This window comes from Actinocatenispora rupis, from assembly GCF_016861975.1.
In the GTDB taxonomy this organism is placed as follows: Bacteria; Actinomycetota; Actinomycetes; order Mycobacteriales; family Micromonosporaceae; genus Actinocatenispora; species Actinocatenispora rupis.
Genome location: NZ_BOMB01000024.1, coordinates 218681 through 231250, shown reverse-complemented (window position 1 = coordinate 231250; position 12570 = coordinate 218681). Strand labels below are relative to the sequence as shown.

Below are 12570 nucleotides of genomic sequence, written 5' to 3'. Positions count from 1 at the left end.
GTCGCGCGACAGGGCACGGTGGTACGGACTGTCGTCCATCACCCACGCGTACGCGGTGCCCTGTAGGTCGGCGAAGTCGAACAGCTCCTCGGCGCGGCGACCGAACTCGACGGTGTCCGCACGGTCGACCGACAGCAGGGCGTCGAGAAGCGCGGCCCGCTTCCGCGCCACGGCCAGGTCACCGACGGGCAGCGGCGCCGGCTCTGTGCGGTCCCGCACCACGGCGTCCAGCTCGGCGGACGGGAGCCCGGCCGCGTCTGCCGTGCCGTCCGGCAGCACCCTGATCGTGGTACGCAGACCCTGCACCGGCTCGCCGGCCCGGCCGACCCAGGCGACGACCACCGTGACGTTGTCGCCGTTGCCGTACGGCGCGATCCGTTCGCGTACGACGTCGTGGATCCGGTCCGCGGCGGCCTGCGGGCTACCCGCCAACCGGACGAGCTCGGCCAGTTCCCGGCGGGTCAGCACCGGGCGGCCGTCGGGCAGGGGTTGGAAGACACCGTCGCTGACGTACAGCACGACGTCGGAGGGCCGCAGGTCCACCGTGACCAGCTGCGGCGTGACCGGACGGTCGATCCGACCGGGGCCGGAGAGCGTCTGCTCCAGGTACCCCCACTCGTCCTCCTGGTCATCGGTGAGCTGGATCGCCTCCGGTTCGCCCTCCCGCACCAGGTACGCGCGGGAGTCACCGATGTTGACGACGGATAGCACACCGCGGTGGACCACTCCGGCGACCAGCGTCGTCGCCGAACCCTCCGGCGCTTGTGCGAGCAGCTCGCCCTTGGCTGCGACGACCCCCTCGAAGAGGTCCACCGGACGGGCGCCGGCGGAAGCGTGGTCGGCCAGCGTCGTGACCGTGAGACGGGAGGACACGTCACCCGCGACCTCACCGCCGAGGCCGTCGGCGACGCCCGCCACCGGGCCGGTCAGCGCCGCGTCCTGCTGGTAGTCGCGGTCACCCTGCCCGGTCCGTACGCCGAAGGTCAGCTCGCCGACCGCGGACGGCCGGCCGCCCGCGATGTCCAGCGTCTTGACCGTCGGCGGTTCGATGCCGTTGCCGCCGGTCCACTTCGAGACGTCGACCGAACGGGCCCGGTGGCGCGCGGGCTCGTCCACCGGCAGCTCGGGCGCCGGATCGGACGTCGGCTCGGTGAGGTCCGGCAGCAGCACGCCGTCCCACCGGTCCAGCTCGGTTCCGACCTCGTCCCGGTACACCCAGGCGCCGGTGAACGGGAACGCCGGCCGCCCGTACGCGTCGGTCGCGTCGACGCTGCTGCTGACCAGCAGGCCGGTGCCCTCGATGCCCGAGCCTGGCGGCGCGAACTCGCTGTTGAAGACCAGCTCGGTCGGCGCGATCGTACGTACCTGGGCGGCCGCGCCGAGGTCCAGCTCGTCCACGGTGCAGCCGGCGATGACGTACGTCCGGGTCAGGTCCCAGTCGGTCGCCGCCACGAACTGCTCGCGCGTCACCGGCATCCCGGCGACGTCCAGCCACGGTTCCCCGGTCCGCAGCTTGCCGCCGGCGCCCGTCCAGTCCCGGACCACCGGTACGTCGACGACCACGAGCCGGCGCCCGTCCAGCTCGCCGACGAACGGTCGGACCCGCTGCGCGTCGATCAGCCTCGGATCGCTCTGGTGGTAGAACGCCAGCGCCCGCCCGGCCCCGGCGCGCGTCTCGTGCCGGTTGTGCGCGATCCAGTCGGCGGCCTCGCGGTCGGACAGGACCAGCGACTCACCCGTCCCCGTGGCGTGCGCCGCGAGCGCCTCGACGCGCGCCATCATCGCGTCGTGCGCCGCGGCATTGCCGCGCTGTACGAACTGGTCGCGCAGCCCACCGAGATGCCAGCGCAGCAGCTGGATGTCCTGCGCCGTCAGGCCGTTGTCGCGCCAACCCTCCGGGCCGTCGGCACCCCACGAGGCGTAGTGCCCGGTGTGGTCCCGGTCCGCCGGTACGGCGAGGACCGCGCCGAGGTCGAGCCCCGCCGTCTCGCGCAACAGGCCGGCCAGCCAGTGCAGTTCGTCCGCGTCTCGCGATCCGAGCAGCACCTCGAACAGGCCGCGCAGCCGCTCCAGCCGATCCCCGGTCTCCCCCACGGCCACCGGCACCGTCGGCGCGGCCAGTCGCTCGACGAGACGCAGGATCGCGGCCGCCTCGTCGGTGAAGTGCTGGGTCGGGTACACCTCGTCGGTGGCGCCGTCCGCGGCCGTACGCAGGATTGCCAGGCCCGGCTCCGCGGCGGCGAGGGTGGCCACCTTGGGAAGCTTCTGCTCCAGCTCTGCCAGGACGGTCCCGGCGAGCGCGCCCGCGGCGGCGGCACCCGTCGCCGCGACGTGCCTGGCGAGCGCCGACCGGTACGCGGCGATCCGCGTGAAGACCTCGGCCGCCATGGCGGCGCGCACCGTGTCGCCAGCCCTGTCCCCGGCCACGAGTCCCGCGACGGCGACGGCGAACTCGCTCAGCAGACCCGACACCCGCTCGGCCTCGTCCCGGGCGACATCCCCGGACGCGGTACGCCCCACGCGCCGCTCGGCCAGCGCCTCCCGCATGCCGGCGATGCGCTTGAGCAGCTTCTTCACCTGGCTGCTCTCGGCCCGCGGCAGCACACCCCGGTCCAGGTCGTACCACGGTGGCAGGGCCTCCACCACCTCGCCGAGCGTGGCGTCGACCTTCTCCAGGTCGGCCGGCGCCGCCTCGGCGTGGTGCCGGTACAGCTCGGCGCCGTCCAACAGGTCGGCGACGATCTCGTACGGTGCCCGGGCGTACGACTCGGTCGGGCGCAGGCCGGCGAGCGCCAGCACCGCCCGCACGTACTGCAGGAGCGTCTCGTCGGAGTGCAACATCCGGTCGGTCGCCGCCCGGACCCGCCCGACCCGGTTCGGTGGCGGGCCGAACTGGAAGCGGTCGATGGTCGGCGTACCGGACAGCCGCAACGTCTCCAGCCGCTCCGCGCCGAGGTGCGCCACCAGCGCGTCGACCACGGGCACCAGCGCCGCCGGGCCCTCGACCGTCCTGGCCTGCGCGGCGAGCAGGTCGCGAAGCTCCGCGTACTTCGCCTCGGCGAAGGCGGTCTCCTTCCGGGCCCGCTCCTTCGGTTCGAGCCGCCGGTCCGGGTTCACCTCCATGGCATCCGCCGCCACCGCAAGGATGGCCATCTCGGTGTCGACGATCGCGGTCAGCGCCTCGACGATCGCGGCAGCACTGTCCAGATCGGGGGCAGCGGTGGCGAGCGGGTCACCGCCAAGCCACTCGTCGAGCGCCCGGAACTGGGCACCGAACAGTTCCACCGCCATCCGGTACGCGGCCAGTTCGCCGCGGACCGTGCCACGTGTCGCGACGGTCGGCGCCGTGATGTCGTCGAGGTTGTCGAGCTTCCTGATGCCGGCCAACCGGACGAGCGTCGCGTCGGCAGCGGCGAGCTTCGCGGTCTCGGCCGCCGCCAACCGCTGCGCGTCACGCCACTCGTCCTGCAGGTCCTCCCGCGCCAGCCACGCATCCGCGATCTGTTGGTACCGAACGGCTTCCGGCGTGCCCGCAGCCGCGGCAGCCCGCTCCCGCCACGACTCGGCGACCGTCTCGGCCCAGCGTCGGCTGGCATCCCGGGCCGCCGTGTACGCCGCCTCCGCCGTCTCGGCCCGCTCGGCGAGACCGGACAGGTTCGGGTCGGCCGCGGTGCGCGACTTGTCGATCCGCGACTCGGCCTCGTCGGAATTGTCGAACCGGCGCGCCCCGTAGACCGTCGGTTCGAGCGCCTCGACGCGCGCGGCGGCCTCGCTGGCCCCCACGTACTCCCCGAACGCCCGTTCCTCGGCGTCCCGCGCCCGCGCGTACTCCAGCTCCAGCTCGGTCGTCTCCGGGCGGGGAGTAGCCGTCGGTACGTCGACCACTGCTACCAGCGGGGTGTCGGTGCCGTCGGACGCCGCGTCGGCCAGTTGCTCAGCGGCCGCCTGCGCGTCGGGCGCGAAGCCCAGGATCCTGCTGATCGTGGACTCGCTCAACCGGACGCCGAACGGACCCGACACCAGCCCGGCGCTGGCCACCACGTACCGGTCGCCCGGGTGTACCGGGCCGAAGGCGATCTCGGGGGCGGCATCCGCGCCGTCGCCGACCGAAGGCGCGGAGAGGAGCGTGCTGCTCTGCAGCCGGCCGGACAGGTCGTGCAGCTGACCGTCCCGGAGCAGGTACACGCGGGCACCGCCGACGACGACACGCGTGGCGAACAGTCCACCGTCCGGCTGCGGGGTGAACAGCAGCGTAGCCAGCGCGGCGCCCATACCGCGCACCCCGAGCCGGGCCGCCTGCCGCTCGATCGCCCGCTTGGCGATCGCGATGCGGGCGAGCAGCGCCTGCTCGCCGAGATCGTCACCGGCGACCGGCCCGTCCGCGAGGTCCGCCAGCGCCAGGACGGCGAGCGCGGCGGCCTCGTCCCCGAACGTCCCGTCGACGCCGTCGGCCACGGCGACGAGTCGGCTGGAGGCAAGGACCGGACCCTCCACCGGGTCAGCGGAGCGGGTCGACACACCGACGACCGGCGTACCGACCGGGCCGGCCGCGTAGCCCGGCAGCTGGCTCCGGTACTCCCGCGCGGGCGCTACGACCCCGGCCCGTTCCAGATCGTCGGCGGACAGCGTGTCCCCGAGCTCGTCGCGGGCCTCGTCCACCGACGCTTGCAGGTCCGCGCCGGTCGGGCCCGCCTGCACCACATCGTCGTACGAGGACGGCCTGCCGGTGGTGCCGACCGACGTCGTGGCCTGCGGATCCGACTCCGCACCCGAGGCGGGCTCGGAGTCGCCGACCAGCCACGCCAGCCGCGCGGTGAGCGCGTCCACCACGCGGCTCACCCCAGGGCGGTCCTCTCCGTACGTGATGTCCTCGACCGCGAAGCTGAAGCGTTCGGCACCGTCGGGGCCGGGGGCGTCGCGGCGGATCCGCACCGTGGCCGCACCGTCTCCGCCGAACAGCGGGTGCAGCGACAGCCGCACCGTCAGCTCGTCGACCTGGAGCCGGACGTCCCGTACGACGACCCAGAAGTCCCTGTCACCGCCGCGGAACCAACCGCCGACCTTCTTCGTGATCGGAGTCGTCTGCTTCTCGATGTCCGTGGTGGCACCGGGAACGACCGCACCGACCGGCAGGGGCACCGCGGAGTCCAGCCACAGGTCACCGATCCTGCTCCGGATGTCGATACGCGAGAGGTCCACGGCGCCTCGCCGCAGCACGTCGGTCACCTGGATCTCGGAGATCTGACCGCTGTCGAGCGACGACCAGAAGGCCAACTCCTCGATCAGACCACCGTCGTCGAAGATCCACGTCCCGGCCCCGGCCGCCGCCTGATCGTCCGGCAGAGCCCGCAGGAGCTCGTCGTGGCCGACGAACTCACCCTTCTTCAGGCTGTTGATGTGGTCGGTCGTCCAGAACGTGCCGCGGGTCGTCAGGACGAACGGCCGTTCACCCTCCATGACCCCGCCGGGGTGACGATCGACCGGGGTGCCGTCCATCCGCAGCACCTTGCTGCCAACGACCTGCACCTCGTACGCCCGCGTCTCCCGGGTCGCCGACGACCGCTCGCCGAGCCACTCCGGCCACGGGATCGGCCGGTACGACAAGCCCTCGGGCAACGTGCCCGCGGGTGCCGTCGGCTGGGCCGCGCCCGCCACCGGTCCGGCGGGGGTACCCGTGGTGTCGGCGGACGAGTCCGCGGGAGCGCCCGCAGACGCCGGTCCACCCGAGGTGTCCGGGCCGGGGCCGCGGCGCGGCTCGACGTCCCCGCCGGCCGGCGGATGGCCGCCGACCAGCCACGCCAGCCGCGCGGTGAGCGCGTCCACCACGCGGCCCATCCGCTCGGCGTCCTCGCCGTACGTGACGTCCTCGACGGTGAAGCCGAACCGTTCGGTGCCGTCCGGGGTCGGCGTCTCGCGGCGGATCCGTACCGTGGCGGTGCCGGAGCCGCCGAACAGAAGGTGCAGCGACACCCGCAGGGTCAACTCGTCGGTCGTGACGTCGGTGTTCTCGACGACGACCCAGAAGTCCGTGTCACCGCCGCTGACCCAGAAGTCGACCTGGCGCGCGATCTCGTCCGCCCGCCGCCTCGCCTCGTCGTCGTCGCGCGGAACGTAGTCGCCGAGCGACGGCCGGGCCACACCGTGCTGCCAGATGTCGCCGACGAAGTGCACGACGTCGACCGTGGCGAGGTCGACGCCGCCGCGCTGCAGCGCATCGGTCGCCTGGATCTCGGACATGTGCACGTTACGGAGCGACGAACCGAAGGTGACCCTCTCGACCTGGCCGCCGTCGTCGAGGACGAGCACCCCGGCCGCGGCGGGCTCGTCGTCCGGCGCCGCCTCCCGAGCAGCCTGTACGAGCAGCTCATGGCCGACGAACGTGTCCTTCTCCAGGCTGTGGACGTCGTCGGTCGTCCACCACCTGCCGCTCGTCGTCAGGACGAACGTCCGTCCGCCCTCCAGTGCCGTGCCGGGATGCCGGCCGACCGGAGTGCCGTCCAGGCGCTGCACGCGGCCGCCAACGAACCGCACCTCGTACGCCCGCGTCTCGGGTGTCCGCGACACGCCGTTGTCGAGTCGCGGCAGCCCAGGCATCGCCTGGTACCGCAGGCCCGCAGGCAGGCCCGGCGCCGTCGCCGGCTCCGGCACGGCCAGCTGACCAGGCCGGCTGAACATGCTGCGGAACCGTCCCGCCATTCCACCGAACCGCGGTCGGCGCGGTACGACGACGCCGGAGTTGCCGCCCGTACGCGGGCCCTCCAGAGCGAGTTGGCTGGCAAGACGCGCGGAGACGGTGTCGAGGACTGCGTCGAACATCTCCGGGTCGTCGCCCGGGTGGAGATCGGACCACTCGACTCGGAACGCACCGTCGCGGCGGGTCAGCGAGAGCGTCGCCGTACCGGTGCCACCGCGAACCCTGTGCGTGGACAGCCGTACGGTCAGGGCGTCGGCGGCGGCGCGGACGTGCTCGACCTCGATCCAGAACTCGTCCGTACCCCCGGTGAGCCAGTTCGCCACCCAGCGACGGGTGCCCGGCAGGGCCGCCGCCGCAGCCTCGTCCGTGGGGCGCAGGACCGAGGAGAGCCACACCGGCTCCTGGTCGACCTCCCACAGCGATCCGTACTGCGAATGGACGGTGGCCCGGGACAGGTCGGCCCCCTGCTGACGCAGGCTGTGCCGACCCTGCGCCTCGAACTTCACGCGCTCCTCGAGCGTGAGGCCGTGCGTGACGCCCATCTGGTACGCGATGCCGTCGACCATGCCCGTGTCGTCGTGGGACCAGGCCCCGTAGGACACGACCGGGCCCCCGACCGCCTGCACGAACGTGGCATGGCCGATGTTCCGGTCCGTGGTCCAGTACGTTCCGTCGGCCGTGACCAGGAACGGCCGCAGGTCCTGGTACTCGGCGTTGTCGTGCCTCCGGACCGGGCTGCCGTCGAGGCGCTGGGCCCTCCCACCCTCGAACCGCACGGCGTACACGCTGGCCGCACCCGCCGGATCGGCAACCTCCGCGGGCTCCTGCTCGGGGACCGTGTCGTACGGCCGGAGCGGGGTCGAGGGCCGCTCAGGGCGCTGCCGGCCCCAGTGGCGCAGTTCGCCGTCGTTGCCAACCGGGGGCGCCTGCCAGTACGGGTCGGTCAGCTCGGGCAGCAGCGCACCGCCCCGGTACACGCCGACGACGGAGCCGTCCTCGGCGCGGTGCACGAAGGTACCGGTGAGCGGGAGCATCGGCCGGCCGTACTCGTCGTTCTCGTCGATCGAGGTGGTGAACAGCAGACCGGACGGCCCGCCGCGGGCGGTACCGGCGAGGGCGTCGGTCTGGTAGACGAGTTGGTCGGCGGTGATGGTCTCGACGCCGGCGACGGGTGCGAGCCCGAGCGCGTCGGCGCCGCAGCCGGTGATCGCGTACACCCTGTCGGGGTTCCAGTGGCCGGCGGCGACGAACTGCTCGCGGGTGATCGGCAGGCCGGCGACGTCGAGCCACGGCACGCCGACCAGCAGATCGCCGCCGCTGCCCACCCAGTCGCTGACCGTGGGTACGGCGACGACCTCGACCGGCTTGCCGCGCAGCGTGCCCACGAACGGCCGGATCCGGTACGCGTCGAGCACCCGCGGATCGTCGGCGCGGCCGTACGCGGTGCCCGAGTCGGTCTCGAACCGGTGGGCCGCGACCCACTCGACCGCCTCGGCGTGGGTCAGCAGCAGCGACTCGCCCCGGCCACGGGCGTTCTCGGCGAGCGCTTCGATCCGCTCCATGAGGACGTCGTGGTCGCGGACCGCGCCGCGCGCCGCGAAGTCGGGGCGCAGCGCGCCGAACTGCCGCCGCAGGATCTGGATGTCCTGCGCGGTCAGGCCGTTGGGTGCCCACGCGGGCCGGCCGTCCGGTCCCGTCTGCACGTAGTACTCGACGAACGACTCGCGGTGCGGCTCGTCCACGACCGTCTCGACGGCGGCGAGGTCGTAGCCGGTCAGCTCGCGGATGCGGTTGACGAGCCAGTGGCGCAGCCCGGGTTCGCGTTCGCCGGTCAGTACGTCGAGCAGGCCGAGGAGGCGGCCGGCGCGTTCCATGTCGGGGTCGGTGGCGGCGACCCGCAGCGGGAACAGCCGCCACGGACCCTGCGGCGACGGGTCCGACACGCCCACCCGCCGGGGCCCGAGCGGGGGCCGGGTCCTCTTGGGACCACGGGCGGTGGCGACGGCCGCGCTCAGCCCGCGACGCAGGCTGGCCGGGTGGTTGTTCGGCACGTCCGCGCCGTACGGCACGACGATCAGCGGCCGCCAGCCGGTGGCGAGCGCCGTCAGGTTGGACAGGCCGACACCGTCCGGCGTGTGCCAGTAGCCGCGGTGGTCGACGGCGTCACCGGCCGACAGCCGGATGATGGCCTCGTCGGCCGGCCTGCCCGCCGGGTCAGGCGCCGGGTCGCCGCCGAGCGGGTGCAACTGCGCGACGACGTCGTGGTCGGCGAACATCGCGTACGAGTTCGGTCCCCGCACCGCGGTCACGGGGCCGGTCGTGGCCACCAGCATGTTGTCGAAGGCGCGGGTGCGGTCCCGCATGACCGCACCGATCTTGGCGGCGAAGCTGTGCAGGACCAGTGACGTGCGCGTGCCGCTGGCGACGCTCGTCGCGAACGGCCGCGGCAGGTCCAGCTCCGCGCTGTACAGGATCGATTCGAGCTCGATGGCGGCGTCGACCGCGCGCTGCGGATCCCGGGTGGCCGCGGCGCTCTGCGGCATGTCGAAGCACATCCAGGTGAGCAGGCTGTACCGCGGGTCGCTGCCCCCGGCCCAGGCGATCGCCTGCTCCCACATGCGCTCGGCGCGCTGGTTCTGCCAGCTGAGGGTGTCGATGTTCTGCCAGGTGCCCGGTACGAGCACCGTGAAGTAGTCGGCGTCCGACAGCGCGGAGCCGATCCGCTCGGCCACCTGACCGATGCCGTCCGGGTCGAGGCGCAGCCGGTAGAACTGCCGCTGCACGGATTCGAGGCGCTTCGTGCCGTCGGCGTCCCACACCGGCCGGGTCACCGGCTGTGCCATCCAGTGCGCGGTCTGCAGCCGGGTCGTCAGGGCGACCGTACGCGGATCGGTGGCCCGCGCGCGGGGCGTCTTCCCCTCGGCCGTCAGCCGGGCGAGGTGGTCGGCCAGCGCCTGCTTGACCGCCTCCGTACCCAACACGAGGTTGCGGGCGTTGGCACGGATCGCGTCCGGCTCCGGAATGCCGTCGGTGTTGCCGACCAGGTCCGGGTACCGGTGGGTCAGCGCGTCACGCATCGGCTGCGACAGCCCGAGCCAGTACTCCCGGACCTGCCGCGAGCGCTGGGCGAGGGTGAGCGCGCGGTTCTCGCTGAGCTGGACGATCCGACCGCGCGCCACGGCCAGCTCCGTCGAGGAGACCAGGGTGGCCGGGTCGGGCGGCTCCGGCGCCGAGTCCGGCGACGTCGTCCCGGCCAGCACCTCGCGGATGGTCGCGGCGTCCCGCTTCAGGAAGCCGACCAGCCAGCCACCCTTCAGGTCGTCCGCCGCCAGCACCATCGGCTTCGCCAGCTCACGCATGTCGGCCGCAGCGTCGGTGTCGCCCCGACGCAGCAGCTCGGCCAGCACGGACAGCTGGGTGAGCAGGCCCTCCTGGTGCCCGGTGAGCTGGTACTCGTGCGCGGGCAGCGCCGACGCCGTGTCCGGCAACGGCGGCAGGATGTGGGTCACGAAGTCGGAGGTCACGCGCGCGGCCTCGACCAGTTCGTGGCCGAGTGCCTGGGCGAGCACCCGCCGCAGGTGCCGCTCGTTCGTGATGGTCGTGGTCTCCGAGATGACCACGTCGAACTCCGGTACGCCGTCGGCGCCGAGCGTGCGGCCCGCCGTCACGGCCACCACGTCCTCGGGCACCTTCCGGCCGGGCGGGGTGGCGCGACGCACGATCGGGTGAACGTCGCCGACCCGTACCCGGACCCGGGCGCCCTTGCCCCACGAGTGGGTGCGTACCGCGAGGTGGGCGACGACGTCGTCCTCCCGCGGCTCGCCCAGCACGATCCGGACGTCGGTCAGCCGCCGGGACGCGGCCCGCGCCACCAGCGGTACCACGTCGGCGACCGCCTCGCGGACCCGCGCGGCGTGCAGCGTGCCGCCAAGGCCGGAGAAGCCCGGGTGACCGCCGGTTGCGGTGATCGCCCCGTACGTGGGGTTGATGGTGTACGGCTGCCGCTCGCCGCGGATCAGGCTCACCTTGGCGGGCGGTGGCTCGGTCGGCGCGGTGAGCTGGATCAGGTCGGTGGCCTTGCCGCTCTCCAGCAGCTTGAGCACGGTGACCGGCGCGTACACGAAGACCCGGCCGCGCGGCTGCTGCGGGGAGATCTCCGGCCGGCCGTCCCACAGGGCGATCTCCTGCCGGTCCTCCCAGACGCCGCCGCGCAGGACCTGCCGGGTGAGGGTCACCTGGACGCGGAAGCTGACCAGCGCCTCACCGACGATGCCCTGCCGCTTCGAGGTGCGCTCCTCGCGGCCTCCACCCTGCGCCGCGAGCGTCGCTCCGAGCGAGCGGGAGTAGTCGTACCCGACCGGGCCGACGCTCGGCACCGGCACGGTGGTCCCGGTCGACTGCACCGTACGGTTGGCCGCGACGTTCTGCTCGGCGGTGCTCTGGCTGCGGCGCAGCCAGCCGGTCGACGCCTGCGGCACCCACCGGGTCGCCCCCGTCGTCGGGTCGAACTCCTGGCGCAGCGGGATCTCGTGCAGCTGGCGTACCCGGGTCGGCTCCAGCGAGAGCCGCACGGCCACCCGCTGCCGGCCCCACCGCTTGTCGCCCAGGACGTTCGCGTACCCGATCGTGCGGCCGTTCTCCGCGACGAGTGCCGGGAACGACGCGGTGATCGCGTCCTGGCCGAGCCGCTCCTCGATGTGGTCCAGGTCGAGCTGCGCGCCCAGCGGGGCCGTCACGCCGAACAGCCGCGACATCGTCTCGCGGGACTGGATGGCGGCCAGGACCGGCGTGACCAGGTCGGTCTCGGCCGTCAGTCCGACCGGGAAGATGTCGGACGAGAACCGGCCGAACGTGTCCAGCGGCAGCCGCTCCGGCAGGTCGCCCTCGTTCTCCGGCTCGGTGAGGTCGGGCCGCTCGCCGGAGCTGACCAGCACCCGTGGCGCGGTCAGCCTCGTCGTACCGTGCAGGACGGTCCGGCCGACCTTCGGCAGCGGCGGCTGGGTCGTCAGGCGCCCGTCCACGAACCGCGTCAGGTCACCGACCGCGTTGCTGATCGGACGACCGGCGATGTCGACCCAGCTGAGCTCGATGTAGTAGTCGATTTCCTGCTCATAGACGTACTCGCCGTCGAAGAACTGGACGAGCTGCCCACTCATCCGCTGCCAGGAAGCGGTCTGCCCGGTACTGCCGGCGGCGCCGCCCGCGTGCGACAGGTTGACGACCGGGGTGTTGACCGTCCGCTTGGTCGCGCGCGACTTCCCGAACGAGACGCCGTACGTCTCGTTCATGTACCCGTAGACCTGCCCTTCCTCGTTCGAGCCCGGGTCGGACAACACGATCTGCGGCTTGCCGACCGGCCGCGCCTTGATGCGGACCTGCAGCAGGTTGTCCCAGCGGCCGGCCACCGGCACCGGCAGCCGGAAACGCCACCCGCGGCCGTGCAGCATCCCGTTGATGTGCCCGTGGTACCGGGTGCCGGCGAGCTGCGTGCCGAGCAGCTGCGCGGCCGAGCTCGGCAGCTGGTGGCCGACGAACTTCCGCATCAGGTGGAGGGTCGCCACGTAGAGCGACTGCTCCTCGGTGTGTTCCTGGTCGACGAAGGTCCGGCTCTCCTGCACGCCGCCGATGCCGGCGCCCTGGAACAGGTGCTCGGGCGGGTTCAGATCGCGCAGGTAGCGCGGGACGATGCGGTTCGCCACGACGTACGCGAGTCGCTCGTCCGGATCGACGACCTCGGCGGGGATCTCGTCGTCGCCCTCGTACGCGGTCAGGATCTCGTCGCGGAGCCGGGCCCGGTCCGGCTCGCTGATCGCGTCCTGGGGAAGCGCGGCGAGCACGTCGGCGACCAGGTTCGCGTCGAGCTTGAGCTCACCCCA

Annotated in this window: 1 protein-coding gene (running past both ends of the window); it reads right to left on the bottom strand. The window is 73.2% G+C overall.

All 12570 nt of this window come from inside a single coding sequence — locus tag Aru02nite_RS22015, DUF6528 family protein (RefSeq protein WP_203660675.1), on the bottom strand. Of the gene's 118716 coding nucleotides, 53256 precede the window and 52890 follow it; the stretch shown corresponds to coding positions 53257-65826 (codon 17753, complete, through codon 21942, complete); reading right to left, the first codon wholly in view occupies positions 12568-12570. Both codon boundaries (start and stop) fall beyond the window edges.